At 42.6% G+C, this 15,630-nt stretch carries 14 protein-coding genes; 1 reads left to right on the top strand and 13 read right to left on the bottom strand.

The window, feature by feature from the left end:
• Window positions 1-14 precede the first annotated feature (14 nt).
• The 9 genes from P162_RS12920 to P162_RS12885 form a co-directional block, all read right to left on the bottom strand.
• Entirely contained in the window at window positions 15-599 is a 585-nt protein-coding gene (locus P162_RS12920; RefSeq protein WP_241077810.1) for a FecR family protein, read from the bottom strand.
• 28 nt (window positions 600-627) lie between these two features.
• Window positions 628-957 (bottom strand): hypothetical protein, encoded by a 330-nt coding sequence (locus P162_RS12915; RefSeq protein WP_031427892.1) that lies wholly within the window; start codon window positions 955-957, stop codon window positions 628-630.
• A 124-nt stretch (window positions 958-1,081) separates the two neighbouring features.
• The gene (locus P162_RS12910; RefSeq protein WP_241077774.1) at window positions 1,082-1,486 is read right to left on the bottom strand and encodes a sigma-70 family RNA polymerase sigma factor; all 405 of its coding nucleotides are present in this window, start codon (window positions 1,484-1,486) and stop codon (window positions 1,082-1,084) included.
• A complete protein-coding gene (locus P162_RS17900) occupies window positions 1,413-1,634 on the bottom strand; it encodes an RNA polymerase sigma factor (RefSeq protein WP_241077773.1) in 222 nt (73 codons plus the stop codon). Before P162_RS17900 ends, P162_RS12910 begins: the two co-directional genes overlap by 74 nt.
• Window positions 1,635-1,816: 182 nt before the next feature.
• Window positions 1,817-2,056: a DUF5695 domain-containing protein gene (locus P162_RS12905; protein WP_031427891.1), complete on the bottom strand. Its 240-nt coding sequence runs from the start codon at window positions 2,054-2,056 to the stop codon at window positions 1,817-1,819.
• A 254-nt stretch (window positions 2,057-2,310) separates the two neighbouring features.
• Complete coding sequence (locus P162_RS12900; RefSeq protein WP_031427890.1) at window positions 2,311-3,558, bottom strand: NAD(P)/FAD-dependent oxidoreductase; 1,248 nt, start codon at window positions 3,556-3,558, stop codon at window positions 2,311-2,313.
• Between the two features lie 201 nt (window positions 3,559-3,759).
• Window positions 3,760-4,761, bottom strand: a complete 1,002-nt coding sequence (locus P162_RS12895) for a 4-hydroxyproline epimerase (protein ID WP_031427888.1) — start codon at window positions 4,759-4,761, stop codon at window positions 3,760-3,762.
• The gene (locus tag P162_RS12890; protein WP_031427887.1) at window positions 4,762-6,330 is read right to left on the bottom strand and encodes an aldehyde dehydrogenase (NADP(+)); all 1,569 of its coding nucleotides are present in this window, start codon (window positions 6,328-6,330) and stop codon (window positions 4,762-4,764) included.
• Window positions 6,331-6,463: 133 nt separating this feature from the next.
• Entirely contained in the window at window positions 6,464-7,378 is a 915-nt protein-coding gene (locus tag P162_RS12885) for a dihydrodipicolinate synthase family protein (protein WP_031427886.1), read from the bottom strand.
• 135 nt (window positions 7,379-7,513) lie between these two features.
• On the opposite strand from P162_RS12885, the gene P162_RS12880 reads away from it, so the two are divergent.
• Window positions 7,514-8,353, top strand: coding sequence for an AraC family transcriptional regulator (locus P162_RS12880; RefSeq protein ID WP_031427885.1), 840 nt, complete (start codon window positions 7,514-7,516; stop codon window positions 8,351-8,353).
• Between the two features lie 54 nt (window positions 8,354-8,407).
• Here the strand turns inward: P162_RS12880 and P162_RS12875 are convergent, their stop codons facing one another.
• The 4 genes from P162_RS12875 to P162_RS12860 all read right to left on the bottom strand — a co-directional run bounded on the left by P162_RS12875 (window position 8,408) and on the right by P162_RS12860 (window position 15,573).
• Window positions 8,408-10,651 carry a S9 family peptidase gene (locus P162_RS12875; protein WP_031427883.1) on the bottom strand — a complete coding sequence of 748 codons (2,244 nt, stop codon included), beginning with the start codon at window positions 10,649-10,651 and terminating at the stop codon, window positions 8,408-8,410.
• A gap of 144 nt (window positions 10,652-10,795) precedes the next feature.
• The gene (locus P162_RS12870) at window positions 10,796-12,184 is read right to left on the bottom strand and encodes an aminopeptidase P family protein (RefSeq protein ID WP_031427881.1); all 1,389 of its coding nucleotides are present in this window, start codon (window positions 12,182-12,184) and stop codon (window positions 10,796-10,798) included.
• A complete protein-coding gene (locus P162_RS12865) occupies window positions 12,185-13,858 on the bottom strand; it encodes a M1 family metallopeptidase (protein WP_031427879.1) in 1,674 nt (557 codons plus the stop codon).
• A gap of 125 nt (window positions 13,859-13,983) precedes the next feature.
• Window positions 13,984-15,573, bottom strand: a complete 1,590-nt coding sequence (locus P162_RS12860; protein ID WP_031427878.1) for an MDR family MFS transporter — start codon at window positions 15,571-15,573, stop codon at window positions 13,984-13,986.
• Window positions 15,574-15,630: the final 57 nt, after the last annotated feature.

Raw genomic sequence — 15,630 nt, 5'->3', positions numbered from 1 at the left:
GCACTGGGTCTTTATTAGGATTGTTGTATCTTTTTTCTTATAAGAATGTGTTTAGGTGTTAAATATTCAATAGTTAGGTTTTTGAGAAGGGCAATACTTGAGAGCACATTTTCTAATTTTTCATCTTTAAACTTTCCGGAAAGTGTATAGTTTTTAAGCGATTCATCTTCAAAATCTATAGTGACATCGTATTGATTTTCCAGTAGTTTAGCAGTTTCTAAAAGGCTGGTTTGATTCAGCACAATTTCATTACGTGTCCACGCTGTGATGTCTAAACCATCTACCCTGGTTATTTTTGTGGTTTTTCCCGCTTCAAAAACGATTTGTTGATTTTTGGTTAGAACTGCTCTTTTTTGGGGATTATTTGTTGATTTTACCGCTACTTTGCCCGTTTTCACCCCTATAATGGTCATTTTTTCGCTTGAATTTATATTGAAGGAAGTACCAAGAACACAGGTTTTAATAGCACCGGAAGTAACTGTAAAAGGTTTTTGGGGATTGTGGGCAACTTCAAAAAACGCTTCGCCCTTCAAGGTCACATCCCGCCTGCTTTCAAAATCTTTTTCATAGGCAATACTGCTGTTTGCATTTAGAAAGATGTGGCTACCATCGGCCAGGGCAATTTCTTTATGTTCTCCCCTCGCGCTGGAAACCGTGATCGTGTTTTGCCCTATACTTGATGCAAGGAATGCTGAAACACCTATTAAAACCGCGATTGCCGCAGCCCAGGCATAATATTTTTTTTACCTGCAGGTGAACGGTTTTGACTGGGGAAGCAAGTGCCGAATCAATGCGATTTTTAATTCCTCTGTGCTGTGCATCTCCCAGCGGAACAGGCAAATCCTGGTTATTCTGCTGTAGTTTATATAAGAAATACTCTACTTTAAGGCGCTCGGTTTCCGTAGCCGTTTCCGCGGTATATTTGTAAAGTAATTTTTTAAATTCTGAATTGTTCAATGGGACCTTTTAAAGTAAGTCTCCCTTTTGATGGGCAGCACGTAGTGCAAAAAGTGGATTTAACCGTTCCTTTAAATTGGCGGTCTTTTCTTAACACAACGCAAACCTTGAGATAATAAAGAACCTAAAGGGAAGGGTGCGCCAGACCGGCGCGCAATTCTTTAATGGCATCGCTAATGTGCTTTTCTACGGTGCGTATGGAAATATTAAGCTGGTCTGCGATCTCGCCGTTAGAATAATGCTCAAACCGACTCAGCATAAACACTTTACGGCAACGGGGTGCAAGCTGTTCTATTCGGGCATTTAAAAAGCGCTCAAAATCCTGATATTCCAGATTTGTATCCACTTTTGAAGAAACCGGAATCTGCTGTAGTACTTCATCCTGGGCGCGGGTGAATTTTAAATCCCTAAGTTGGGTGGCGACTTTATATTTAACTGCCCTAAAAAGATAACCTTCAAGATTTAGAATGGAAGGTTTCTTTTCTCTTGTCCCAAAGCGTAATAAAAATCTCCTGGATGCAATCTTCACACACCGCTTCTACGCCATGTATGCGGTATGCGTAGCTGTAGAGTCTTTTCCAATAACGATCAAAAATAACATGAAATGCCTGCTTATCGTTCTTGTGCAACAGTAACGCGAGCCGTTTGTCTGAAAGTTGAAGATATGCTGGTCTCATCCGGGTTGACTGATGCGCAAATGAAACCAATAAAGCAGAGATTTAGGAATCCCTAAGTTTAAATTTGGGTTAAGGCAGCGTGAACAACAAGTTTAACACCCTACCTCATAACATTTTGAAAAATTAGGATTAGAAGCTAACCTGCGTTTCTTGATTTGATAGTGGAATTATATACGCCCCGTTCATTTTATCATATTCCAGATCCGAAGGTTTTGAACTGCGCAGATAAACAACCGGAGTGGCGGCTGTTTTTTGCCCAGGCTTAGTTTTAATTTTCCAGAGCTTTTGTTATAGACGAGTTTTTCAATGGAACCTGCTTCCAGGGTTATCCACAATTTTTTTGGTTCAAAGTAAATCCTGCTTTTTGCAGCAGTGGTCAGTTCTACAAGGATTTCTTGCTGCGTAAAAAATCGATGCGGCACTATTGAATGTAATAGGAGGCTATTCCGCTGCCGGTAAAATAAATTTAGCGCTTTTTATCATCTACTTCTAACACATCGCGCACCGACGAGTTTCCGGAAGTGATCTTATTTTTTATTTTTCTAGTTTCTACATCATATAGATAAAAAGATATTTCCAGCAGTCTCGCTCAGAATCTAAATTATTTACTGTCTTTCTGCTACATCGTGCCTGTATTTTTCCCACTGTAATCTACAAATTATAGAAATATTCATAATTAAAAACGAAATCTATTAACCTTGAAGGGCACTAAATTAAGTTCAGGTTCTTCTCCCATAATATTCTGCGTAATCAATTTTCCCGTAATGGGCCCCAGACTCCATCCCATCATGGCATGTCCAGCGGCTACATTAAGATTGGCAAATTTTGCGGAATTCCCTATATAAGGCAACCCATCTGGGGAAACCGGGCGCAGTCCAGAGGTTGCCCCTTCTTTGACTTCTTGCAAAAACTCAAGGTTTTTATAATAACGTGTACCCGCGTTAGCGATCGCCTCCACCCTATTAGCGCGTATAATGTCATTGTTGCCAGAAAACTCCATCGTACCGGCAAAGCGTGTAAAACCCTGCATGGGCGTTACCGCACATTTAGCCTCCATCAAGATGGCAGGCATCGTAATATTAGTGGGCTGCGCCACATTAATACTATACCCTTTTCCGCCTTGAATTGGGATATTAAGCCTTAATTGTTTTGCAAGTTGAAAGGTCCACGCGCCAGAGGCCAGTACAAATTCATCGCCCTCATAAAGGTTGGTTTCTGTTACTGCTGCTTTGATTTTATTGTTTTCGGTTTTAAAGTCCACTACTTTTTCATCCAACTTGAAACTGACGCCTTGCTGCTGCAACCAGTTTTTCATATTCTTCATAAAAATATGAGGGGTTGTGTGAGCATCGCAATCATAGCGTATACCTCCCAAAACATCATCTGCAAAAACAGGTTCCAGTGCGTGGAGCTCTTGCTTGTTTAGTATTTTGACCTCAAGACCCTCTTTTTGAGCTCTTTCGGCCAATTTTATCTCGTGTTCTTCATTTTTTGGCGTTTTATAGACCATTAATAGTCCTTTACGTTCCATATGAAAATCAAAATCGCCAGATTCCTGAATCTCCAGATACAGGTCACGGCTCTTTAAATTAAGTTCTTTTATAATGGGTATAGCCCTTTCTACTTTTGAAGAAGTAGCTGATTGCTTAAAATTCCATGTCCATTTGAAAAAACTGGTATCCCAGCGTGGCTTGATGTAGAATGGGCTCGCACTATTCATCATCCATTTAAGTCCCTGGGTAATCATGCCGGGTTCTGCAAGCGTGGTAAAATGGCTGGGAGTGAGATAACCTGCATTGATATAGGACGCGCCCGTAGTCATATCCCCTTTGTCTATAACACTAACTTCAAATCCTGCTTTTACCAGATAATAAGCGCTGCATAATCCCGAGATTCCCGCTCCTATGATGATGATTTTTTTCAATGTCTATTAATTTTGATTTGGATTATAGAAAAAATCTTATGCTTAAGGCATTCTGCATTTCGGCACTTCCACTTCCTAAAAGAAAAAATTTAGATGAACCTACAAGAAGTCAATGTAAAAGGTTGAAAGCCTCAACAAACTTAGTATAGTGCTTTGGTAGTTCGTTGACAAACAAGTTCCCCCTTCGGGGGCTAGGGGGATTTACAACACCTGAAAACCATGGGCATATGGATCGTCATCATCAATAATGATCGTATTGTAACCTGTAACTTGCGCCCAACCTTCAATACTGGGAACAATCGCTTTTTTGTCGCCCAGCGTCGTTTCTTCTTCTATTCTTCCTATAAAGGTGCTTCCTATGATACTTTCATGTACAAAAGGAATTCCTTTTTTGAGTTTACCCTTAGCGTACCATTGCGCCATTCTCGCCGATGTTCCCGTGCCACATGGCGAGCGGTCTATTGCCTTGTCTCCGTAAAACACCGCATTGCGCGCTGTGGAATTGTGCTCTATGACCTTCCCTGTCCATAAAATATGACTAAGTCCATTGATCGTATCATTTTCAGGATGCACAAAAGAATGGTCTAGGTTGAGGTTTTTGCGCAACTCCCGGCTCCAGGTAATCAATTGGCTCGCCTGATAATTTTCGAGTCCTTTAAAATTTTCCTGAACTTCCACGATGGCGTAAAAGTTTCCGCCGTAGGCAACATCTACTTTAATAGGGCCTAATTCGGCGGAATCAACCGCAATACCTTCTGCTTCCAGATATGATTTTACATTAACGACCTTTACAGATTTGACTTTTTTACCTTCCTGTTTATAGGAAACCATGACCAGACCGGCCGGGGTTTCCAGGCGCAATTTTCCTTGTTCTTTAGGGGTAACCAGTCCTTCTTCTATCATCACCGTTACCGTACCTATGGTGCCGTGGCCGCACATGGGCAGACAGCCGCTGGTCTCAATAAATAGGATCCCGCAATCATTTGCAGGGTCTACGGGAGGAAAAAGTATACTCCCGCTCATCATATCGTGCCCCCGGGGCTCAAACATGAGTCCGCGGCGTATCCAATCGTATTGTTTGATAAAATTTTGGCGTTTTTCACTCATGTTTGCCCCTTCTATAAAAGGGCCACCACTGGCCACAACTCGCACGGGATTACCGCAGGTATGGGCATCTACACAAAAAAAAGTCTTTCTTGCCATTTAAATTGAAGCGCTGGTGCGCTCACTATTAAGTTCCCGTACTATTTTTAACGGATTATCATTTTTTAAGGCATCTGGCAATAAAGCATCTGGCCAATCTTGATAGGAAACCGGCCGCACCCAGCGTTGTACGGCGGTTAATCCCACAGAAGTAAACTTGGCATTTGACGTTGCCGGAAATGGCCCACCGTGTGTCATCGCGGCACATACCTCCACACCAGTGGGTACACTGTTGTAAATTAGACGTCCCACAGAAGCCGTTAGCGCCTCAATACTTTCTGAAAATTCCTTGAGTTCCTGAGCATCTGCATTTAAAACCGTCCCCGTAAGTTGACCTTCAAGATCTTTTATGATTTTGCCTAATTGTTCTTTATCTGTACATTCAACAACGATAGAAAACGGACCAAAGACTTCTTTATGGAAATTTTTATTCTGGAGGAATTCTTCCCCAGAAACTTTGATTACCTGCTGTTTTCCAAGGTTTCCATTAACCTCTTCTGTATATTCGGCAACTGAGGTATAGCCTTTTTGCTGAAGCATTTCGCCTTTAGCGGAATCATACTGTTTTTTAATATTGGGATGTAACATCACCGAAGGCGCTACTTTTTCAATATTTTCCTTCAAAAATTGCATAAAATCATCCAATTTTTGGCTTTTTAAACCCAAAATCAGCCCGGGATTCGTACAAAACTGTCCGGCGCCGGCAGTAATGGATCCCGCATATTGCTCTGCCCAGAACTGAGCTTTTTCATCAAGGGCAGAAGGCAAAACAAGAACCGGGTTGATACTGCCCATTTCGGCATAAACAGGAATAGGTTCGTCGCGGTTGGCACCCAATTTACTGAGCGCGGTACCCGCTTTAAAACTACCCGTAAAGCCCACTGCTTTGATTTTAGGATGTTTTACAAGCCATTCCCCTACTTCTATCCCTTTGCTGTTAAGGTTTGAAAATACACCGTCTGGCATCCCGGTTTTTTTGGCAGCGTCTATAATCGCTTTAGAAACAAGTTCACCGGTGCCCGCATGCATGGGGTGCGATTTTACCACTACGGGAGATCCACTTGCCAGCGCACTCGCGGTGTCACCACCTGCGGTGGAAAAGGCAAAAGGAAAATTACTCGCTCCAAAAACGGCGACGGGGCCGAAAGGCACCTGCATCCTGCGGAGGTCTGGTTTTCCTTCGGGATTATTGATGATCGCCTCTACCCAACTACCTTCTTTCAACATGGTTGCAAAAGCCCTAAGTTGACCGGTCGTCCTGGCAAATTCACCATTGGAACGCCCCTCTGGAAGGCCAGATTCTAGTCTATAGATCTCTTTTAGAGCTTCTGCGTTTGCTTCCAATTCTGCTACGATCGCTTCAAGAAATTCAGCCTTTTCCTTTCCGCTTTTCTTTTTATAAATCTCAAAAGCACTGGCCGCTTTCTCTACCGCCTGGTCTACTTCTGCCTGCGTGGCTTCAAAAAAAGTAATCTCATTTTCTGAACCTGCTGCGGGATTTATGGTTTTATAAGTTGTTTTACCTCCATTGGAAAGTGTCTTTCCTATATAATTCTTTCCTGTTATCATATTGCTCATCTTTGGTATGTGATTTAAGTTAGAATGATCCATTTTTTTGCTAAACGAATCCTACAATACCCTTAATATAAATCATTTGAATCAAAATAGCACTTTTTAGCATTTTTAATACATACATATGGATTTAAAGTTTTCTATAATCCATTAGCTTTGGTCTAGTTGCCATTGCTTTCTCGATAATCCCTTCTACACGCTTACGCTCTTCTCCCTGCAATTGTAAACGTGGTGCACGCACATGTTCTGTGCCCAGACCAGTGGCAACTTCGGCCAGTTTTATATTTTGTACCAGTTGGGGTGAAATATCTAGTTCAAGAAGGGGCATAAACCAGCGGTAAATTGTAAGCGCTTCTTCTATCTGGCCATTTTTGACCAACGTATAAATGGCAACGGTTTCTTCAGGATATGCGGCTACAAGACCGGCAACCCAGCCCTGCGCACCAGCGACAAGACTCTCAAGCGCCAGCGTATCTACACCACAAAGTACTTTAAGACGATCGCCAAAACGGTTGTTGATGCGTATCACATTGCTGATATCACGTGTAGATTCTTTTACAGCCTGAATATTGTCAAATTGCAGCAGTTCTTCAAACATATCCAGGGTAACTTCGATCTTATAATCCACGGGATTGTTGTAGATCATAATGGGAAGTGAAGTGCTCTTGGCGATTTCCTTAAAATAAACCACCACTTCATGATCTGTCGCCTTATAACGCATGGGAGGAAGCAACATGAGTCCATTAGCACCTAATTCTTCTGCACGTTGTGCTACTTGAATGGCATTTTTTGTGGATTGCTCTGCAATATTGATGATCACCGGCATCTTACCACCCACAATTTCAAGGGTTTTTGATACAAGGGTTTCTTTCTCTTCTGGAGTAAGTGTACTGGCTTCGCCCAGTGTACCTCCCAGGATTATACCGTGAACCCCGGCGGCTAGTTGCGCTTTTATATTTTTTTCAAAAGTTGCAAGATCAAGTTCATCGTCTGTAGTGAACTTTGTCGTTACTGCGGGCATGACCCCTTCCCATTTTATGCTCATTGTTTCTGTTTTGAGCAAAATTACAGGTTACTCAAAACTCCCTTTTCTTGTTTATTAGCGAGAATTGATACTATATTACCCCTTATGATAAGAATTTCAAGGGATTTTAGTAATATTTACAAAAATTCTACGATGATTAAAGTGTTGCCTTTTAAAATCCCTAAGCCTGAACAAGAAGCTCTTGTCTATCAGGAGGATCATGAAACGGTTTTTTACGACCGGCTGCACAGTCATGAAGAAATACAGATAAGTTACATTATACAGGGAAGTGGTTCCTTAATCGTAGGGGACACTATAAATGATTTTAAACCAGATGATATTCTGGTCATTGGTGAACATGTTCCCCATGTATTCAAAAGTGATCCTAAGGCTTCTCCTTTATCTATTATGTACACGTTGTTTTTTACAAAAAAATCCTTCGGGAAGGACTTTTTTAACCTTACAGATCTTGCAGATGTGCAGGATTTCTTTGATGAGTCTGAATATGGCATGAAAATTAAGGCAAAGCCGAAAGCCTTTAAGTGGTTCAACAACTTAAAACGCCAGGGAAAAATAGAACGTATCGCCACGCTGCTTAAAATTCTCAACCTGCTTATCCATTCGAAAAAACAGCCTTTATCTTCCTTCGTTTATCAGAAAAAATATACAGATGATGAAGGAAAAAGAATGAATGAGGTTTTTCAATTTGCAATGAACCATTATCACGAACAAATTTCACTGGATCAGGTTTCTGAAAAAGCGCACATGAGCAAGAATGCCTTCTGCCGGTATTTTAAAAAGCGTACCAATAAAACCTTTTTTCAGTTTCTGATTGAAATACGTATTGAACACGCCTGTAAATTACTCAATCAGGATCAGGACCTTTCCGTAGCAAATACTTCGGAACTTTGTGGTTTTCCCAATATTGCCAACTTTAACCGAAAGTTCAAAGAACTCAAGGGAATCACGCCTACACAATACCGCCAGTTAGCTTAATCGAACCGGATTTGCATTTAAATTTGTATCATGCTTTTTGGTTGTTAACTACGTTTACATTCCGTTTTTATCCAGAAAATAATTCGTAATTAAGGTATAGAGGTGCCTACTGGTATTCTCGCCTTCATAAATACCGTGCGAACGGTTGGGATAAACCATCATATCAAACTGTTTGTTGTTTTTTATGAGTTCGTTTACCAGAAATTCCATGTTTTGATAATGCACATTATCATCGCCTGTACCGTGAATAAGCAGTAAATTACCTTCAAGGTTTTTCGCATAAGTAGCCGGTGAACCTTCCACAAATTTATCCTGGTCTTCACTGGGAAGTCCCATATAGCGTTCCTGATAAATATTGTCGTAAAACAGTTGATTTGCCACGCCGGCAACCGCTACGCCGGTCTTATAAATTTCAGGATATCTAAAAAGCAGATTTTGGGTCATGGAGCCACCACCGCTCCAGCCCCACACATTTACACGGTTTTTATCGAGAAAATCATAGGTTTCAAGCACTTTTTTAGCGGCCAGCGCCTGGTCTTTTGTATTGAGGACGCCCACTTTTTGATAAATACTTTTTCGCCAGTCGCTGCCTTTTAAACTGGGTGTACCGCGGTTATCCATATTGATGACGACAAATCCTTTTTGCGCCATAAAAATCTCATAAAGCCCCACCCAGGTATCTGTGGCAACTACGCCCCAGGGTTCGCCATATACATGAAAAAGCACCGGATAATTTTTGTTTTCATCAAAATTCAATGGTTTTGTCATGCGGCCGTCCATTTCAATCCCTTCTTCCGTGGTAACGGTAAAAAAACTGGTTTCCGGAAGCGACAGACTGGCCAATTTCTCCTTTAATTGCTCATTTTTGACCAGATTATGCACTGTTTTATGCTGCGGAAGGCTAATTAATCGAGTTGTTTGCGGCGTTTTTGCATCCGTATGTTTATGCATCGCGTAGTTGCCGTTTGGAGAGATGTTATATGTATTGACCCCGCTAAATTCCTTTGGTGTAATCTGGGTTGTTTTTCCACTTCCACTTAATGGAACGCTGAATAAATAGCGTTGTGTTGCATTTTCGGGAGAGGCCGCAAAGTACAGGTTCCTGGAATCTGTGGCATAATACGCGGCAACATCGTAATCGCCGGGAGTAAGCAAGGTCGTTTTCCCGGTTTTTAAATCAATCTTATACACGTGCCGCCAACCATCATTTTCGGTCATGCGCAGCAGCGAATTGCCGTTATCTGCCAGTAGAAAATCATTGTTTCCCCACTGGTTTGAAGCGATATCAGGATAGCGTAGATCTACCCAGGTTTCTTCAGTTTCCGTATAGATTTTATCAAGTTTACCGGTAGAGGGAACGTAAGTGAAAATGTTCAGTTCATTCTGTTTTCTGTTCAATTGCTGAATAAGCAGCAAATCTTTGTTTGCCCATTGCATAGCAGGAATATAATGCTGTACGGGATCTCCGGGAACCGAAATCCAGGTGCTTTTTGCCGTTTTTGTGTCCACCAGGGCGATTTTTGCCGAAGAAGGATCGTAACCGGCCTTGGGATATTGCAGCGGGATGGGTTCAGAATAGACAGAATCTGTAGTGTTGATCATATAAAACGTACCAATTTCCGAAGCATCAAGCTGCCAGTAAGCGATCGTCGATCCATCTGGATTCCAACTAAAACCATCGCGCATCCCGAATTCTTCTTCGTAAACCCAATCAAACGTACCATTTATTATATCGCCGTTCCCATCAGTTGTGAGTTGGGCAACTTCCCCGGTATTAAAATCCTCCTTATAGATATTGAAATCCTGAACGTAGGCCACAAACTGATTGTCTTCAGAAAATTTTGCGAACATCAGCGAAGAAGAAGGGAAGTCAGTGCCCAGCTGTTTTAGCTTCTCACTTTTAAAATCATAAACCCAATAATCCCCTTTTGTGTTGCTGCGCCAAACCCTGCTGGAATTTGTAAAAATCAAAACTTTACTGCCATCTGGCGAAAGGGTAAACGCTTCAATGGATAAGTTTTCCCCATCTACATTTAGTTTTTCTGCGGAAAGAAAAGCGCTTTTTTTATAGTTTTTACTCTGGTATTGAATCAGTTCATCGTTCCCTGCGCTGTTTTGTTCTATGGTGACAAAAGCGTCCCCATTTTCGATCCAGAAAATAGGTGCCTGCGATTCCCCTCGAAATTCTGCCGAATTATATATACGATCTAACGTGAGCAGGGAATCTGTGGCTTGCTGGGCGTCGCAGATCACTATTCCCGCAAAGAACAGGATTAGAAAATGGAGCGTTTTTTTCATCTATTTGTTGAGTTGATAATTATAGTTCTATTCGTTATTTAACCTCCCCTTTCTTCGCCTTGGCGAATTCATTCCCCTCCTTTTTAAGGAGGGGAGCTTTGAGCAAGTTGCTTATTCCCCCTTTGGGGGTTAGGGGGAAAGAATTTAGCTGGCCTTCAATCTTTCAATTTCATCTGCCGTTTTTTCAAGAGGTTCACCAAGTAATTCCTTACCATCTGCCGTGATCAAAAAGTCTTCCTCCACGCGCATACCGCCAAAACCCTTGAATTTCTCCACGGCATCATAATTCACAAAATCAGTATATTTTCCTTCTGCCCGCCACTCATCAATAAGAAAGGGGTTGAAATAAATTCCCGGTTCTACCGTAAGTACGTTGCCCGCTTCCAATTCTTTCCCTAGACGAAGCGATTTCAGGCCAAATTCGGTGCTTTTCTGAAGGTTGTCAGAATAACCTACGAGCTGTTCACCGAAGTTTTCCATGTCGTGAATATCCATCCCCATAAAATGTCCCAGTCCGCATTGAAAAAAGAGTGTATGCGCACCAGCATCTACGGCATCCTGGGTGTTTCCCTTCATGAGTCCCATTCCTTTTAAACCTTCCACAATTCTGGAACACGCCAGCAAATGCGCGTCTTTAAAACGATATCCCGGTTTTAAAGCCGCCGCCGCCGACTCGTGCGCGTCTAAAACAATGGAATAAATATCCCGCTGAACAGCTGTAAAACGCTCTGCCACCGGAAATGTACGCGTCATATCACCGGTATAGTTCATCGCGGTTTCCGCGCCGCAATCACACAGCACGAGATCTCCATTTTGCACTACCGCCTGCGTGGCGTGATTGTGCAAATACTGTCCGTTTTTTGTCAAAATTATAGGGAAAGCGATGTTTCCGCCACCGGCAATGGCGATCGCCTGTAGTTCACCTGCAATCTGCTTTTCGGTGACACCGTGTTTTGTGTTTTTTATCGCGTGACGGTGCATGGCCGCGGTAATATTGACCGCTTTGTGCAGTTCCGTGACTTCTTCGGCAGATTTAATGGCGCGCTGTGCAATGACTGCTTTGACGAATTCAATAGATTGTTTTTCTTTGACTTCACCTACCGCAATACCGGTAAGTTCACTGATTTCAATGGTGGTTTTACTTCGGTATGGGGGTAAAAAATGGATGTTCTTACCCATTTTTTGGGCATTTTTTATGGTTTTCTGAAGCTCGGAAAGCGGTTTTACTTTGGTAATCCCTGCTTTATTAGCTTGATCTTCCAGCGGTTCTGCCGCACCTACCCAGACCATGTCTTCTGGGGTGAGCGCATTGCCAAAGAGCATTTCACTGTCTTCTTCTATATCGATCACCACATAAAGATCAGGTTGATTGATACCGAAATAATACAAAAAAGTGCTATCCTGCCGAAAAGGATACCAGTTGGCCGCATAATTCATCCCGACTTCCTTGTTTCCGGGAAAAATTAAAAGTCCAGATTTAAGTCGGTTTTTGAGTGTTTTTCGGCGGTTTTGGTAGGTTTTTTTTGAAAACATTTATTCTTCCATTTTTTTAACTAATTCCACATTGAGGTAATACATATGCTCGATTCTCCAGGGCGTAAACAAATACTGGTTTTTATGCTGAATATCGATACTTTGCCATTCTCCAGAAGGTATGATCTTTAACGATTCATGAGTTCCCTTGAGCACCAGCGGAAGGTCAAAACCGTCAATACTGTTTATATAGCGGTAAAATATTTTACTATCTGGGCCATCTACGTATAATTGCAAAGTAGGAATCTGGGTGGTGGTCAGATATTGTTCAAATACCTTGTCATAATCATAGCCCGCCTTTTCTGAAATATAGTCTTGTACCTGCGTCCCATCTACCGTCTTATTGTGAAAGGTCATATTAAGGCCGGTCATGATATTCTTGAACAATTTGTCGTCATTGATGCTGTGGCGTATGCTATGGATCATATTTCCACCCTTAGGGTACATATCGCCACTTCCCTGCGCGTTGAGACCGTAAGGCGCTATGATGGGTTTATCGTTCAAAATCCCGCCACGCGTGCCATAATTGTAATCATTTGCGGCTTCCTCACCGTAGTTATAATCAATGAAAAGGGTTTCGCTATAATTGGTAAAGCTTTCGTGCACGTACATATCGGCCAGGTCGTTGCTGGTGATGTTGTTGCCAAACCATTCATGACCACTTTCATGAATAATGATAAAATCCCAGGTCATCCCCAGGCCCGTTCCTGATGCATCACGGCCGCGGTAGCCGGGGGCATAGTAATTTCCGTAGGAAACATTAGACTGGTGTTCCATACCGGGATGCTCTGTATCTACCAGTTTGTAGCCATCTTCATAAAAAGGATACGGACCAAACCAGTATTCAAAAGCGGTAAGCATGTTATGCACTTCGGTGGGCATATACTCTTTGGCTTTTTTCAGGTTGTAATCCAGTACCCAGTAATTGAGGTCGAGATCTCCCTTGATCCCGGTATAAACTTCAGAAAAGTTCTTGTAATGGCCTATATACGGTATGATCGTGTAGTTATTAATAGGGTTTTCCACACCCCATGTATAGGAAATCGTACCATCCTTGTGATCAGTTTTATCCAGCATGCGGCCATTCGCCACGGCCATCAGTTCTTTGGGAACGCGCATGGTCAGTGAAGCACCGCGGTCTGGCTCATCGCTCTGGTGATCTTTATTGGGATACCAGATAGATGCCCCTATTCCCTGGCAGGTAACCGTCATCCACGGCCGGCCCTGCCTGTCTTTTGTAAACGTCCAGCCACCATCCCAGGGCGCGCGAACGGCCTCGTGCGGATTCCCGCTAAAGTAAACTTTTACCTCATGCTCAGAACCCATTTTTTGGGCAGGGGTCTGTACGAGAAAAACGGCGTCATTTCTGGTAAATTTCAGGGCTTTTGTTCCGTCATAAATAATGCTGTCAATTTTTAAGGGTTGCTGCAGGTCAATTTGCATAACATTGGGATGCTCTTCCTGTACCACTTTATAGGTAATGGTATTAAATCCCGATGTAAATTTCTTGTCAAAATCTGGTGTTACCGAAATATCGTAGCGCATGACGTCCCACCAGGCGCGCTCTGGGGTGATGCTCCCGCGAAGGCTATCTGCCTTTGTAAATTGTTGTTGGGCCTGTGTATAAAACGTCAGGAAATAGGCAAAAATCAAAAGGAAATTGGTCTTGATCATAAGGAAGTATAGAGTTTCCGTAAAATTCCTAATAATAACCGAAAAAAGCTATTATTTCCGCCTTAAGGTGAATATACTATCAATATTAGATAATAACGAAGACTAACAAAAAGCACTTTACAAGATCAATGCAACGCCGAAGTATCTACTTTTCTCTTAACGGTTTTGATGATCAGCACAAACGGGATACAGACAAGGAATAGAATACCCAGATAAAGAAAAATATCCATATATGAAAGCACAGTTGCCTGGCGCATCACACCACCCTCAAGGGTTTGATAGGCACGACTCAGGGCTTCACTAGCGCTAAAACCCTTACTGATGAACATTTGCTGTAGCCCATGGATACGTTGTTGTACCTGATAATTGATCGCGCTTATGTTTGGGATCAGGTCAATACGGTGCTGCTGACTCAAGCGCGACACCATAGTGGTTATAATAGCTATACCAAAAGAACCGCCAAGCTGACGCATCATACCCGTAAATGCGGCACCATCTCCAATATCCTTTCCCTCAAGTGTAGAAAGCGAAAGCGTGGTAATGGGTACAAAAAGCAAACCCAATCCCAATCCCCGCGCTACAAGCGGCCAGAAAAAATGTTCAGATCCCGTATCTGGCGTCATGACGCCAAACATCCAATAACTGTAGATAAAAAAGATCAAAAATCCACCGGCAGCCAGATATTTCTGCGGAACGCCACGCTCTAGCAGCTTACCGATAATGGGCATCATGATCCCAGTGGTGATAGAACTTGGAATAAGTAGCAGACCAGCATCTGTGGCCGTCCACCCCAGTACCGACTGTGTGTAAATAGGAATGATAAAGGTAGAACCAAATAAACCAAAGCCTAAAATAAAGGTAAGCACCGTGCCCACGCTCAAATTCCTGTCCCGCAAAACCCGTAGATTCACAATGGGATGCTCGTAAACGAGTTCTCGCCAAATAAAGAATATCAACCCAAAAAGGGAAACCACCGAAAGCAAAACAATAACAGGATCTTCAAACCAGTCATCCTGCTGCCCATGCTCAAGTACAAATTGCAGCGAACCTATAAATGCAGCAAGGGTAATTATACCTATCCAGTCTACTTGATTTACCGTCAGTTTATTCCCGTATTTGGGGCTACGAATGTATAATATGGTCAAAATGGTCGCGATGATACCAATGGGAAGGTTAATATAAAAAATATAGGGCCAAGAATAATTATCTACCAGATAGCCCCCCAGAGGTGGGCCAAGTGTAGGCCCCACGATGATACCCATACCATAGATAGCCTGCGCCATACCGCGTTTAGCAACCGGGTAACTTTCGGTAATAATGGTTTGCGCGGTAACGAGTAGCGCGCCACCGCCCATACCCTGTATAAAACGGAAGGCAACAAGTTCCCAGATATTGGTCGCATTCCCGCATAAAAAAGAGGAAATTGTAAATATCATGATGGAAGCGGCAAAATAGTTCTTTCGGCCAAACTGTTTGGAGAGCCAGCTTGTCATGGGGATAATGATCACGTTAGCAATTGCGTAGGCCGTTATCACCCATGCCACATCATTTAAGGTCGCCCCAAGGCTCCCGCGCATATCATTGAGGGCCACGTTCACGATCGTGGTATCCACGATCTCCAAAAGTGCACACAAAATCGCGGTCAGGGTCACAATAAAACGACGGAAACCGTATTCAACTAAATCACTATCCTCAATGCGCTTTGCTTCTGCCATGGGTCAATGCTTGATAATGGTCAAAATCCACTTAAAAACATCCTATTTTACAGTGTT

Origin of the sequence: Flavimarina sp. Hel_I_48 (assembly GCF_000733945.1) — a bacterium.
Taxonomy (GTDB): Bacteria; Bacteroidota; Bacteroidia; order Flavobacteriales; family Flavobacteriaceae; genus Leeuwenhoekiella.
The sequence above is the reverse complement of the archived record's forward strand: the minus strand, read 5'-3'. Positions and strand labels throughout refer to the sequence as shown.

Bases quoted from the DNA above. Each gene is read 5' to 3' on its own strand.
- P162_RS12865 (WP_031427879.1), bottom strand. From the start codon at position 13,858: ATGATCAAGACCAATTTCCTTTTGATTTTTGCCTATTTCCTGACGTTT.
- P162_RS12895 (WP_031427888.1), bottom strand. From the start codon at position 4,761: ATGGCAAGAAAGACTTTTTTTTGTGTAGATGCCCATACCTGCGGTAAT.
- P162_RS12860 (WP_031427878.1), bottom strand. From the start codon at position 15,573: ATGGCAGAAGCAAAGCGCATTGAGGATAGTGATTTAGTTGAATACGGT.
- P162_RS12875 (WP_031427883.1), bottom strand. From the start codon at position 10,651: ATGAAAAAAACGCTCCATTTTCTAATCCTGTTCTTTGCGGGAATAGTG.
- P162_RS12870 (WP_031427881.1), bottom strand. From the start codon at position 12,184: ATGTTTTCAAAAAAAACCTACCAAAACCGCCGAAAAACACTCAAAAAC.
- P162_RS12885 (WP_031427886.1), bottom strand. From the start codon at position 7,378: ATGAGCATAAAATGGGAAGGGGTCATGCCCGCAGTAACGACAAAGTTC.
- P162_RS12890 (WP_031427887.1), bottom strand. From the start codon at position 6,330: ATGATAACAGGAAAGAATTATATAGGAAAGACACTTTCCAATGGAGGT.
- P162_RS17900 (WP_241077773.1), bottom strand. From the start codon at position 1,634: ATGAGACCAGCATATCTTCAACTTTCAGACAAACGGCTCGCGTTACTG.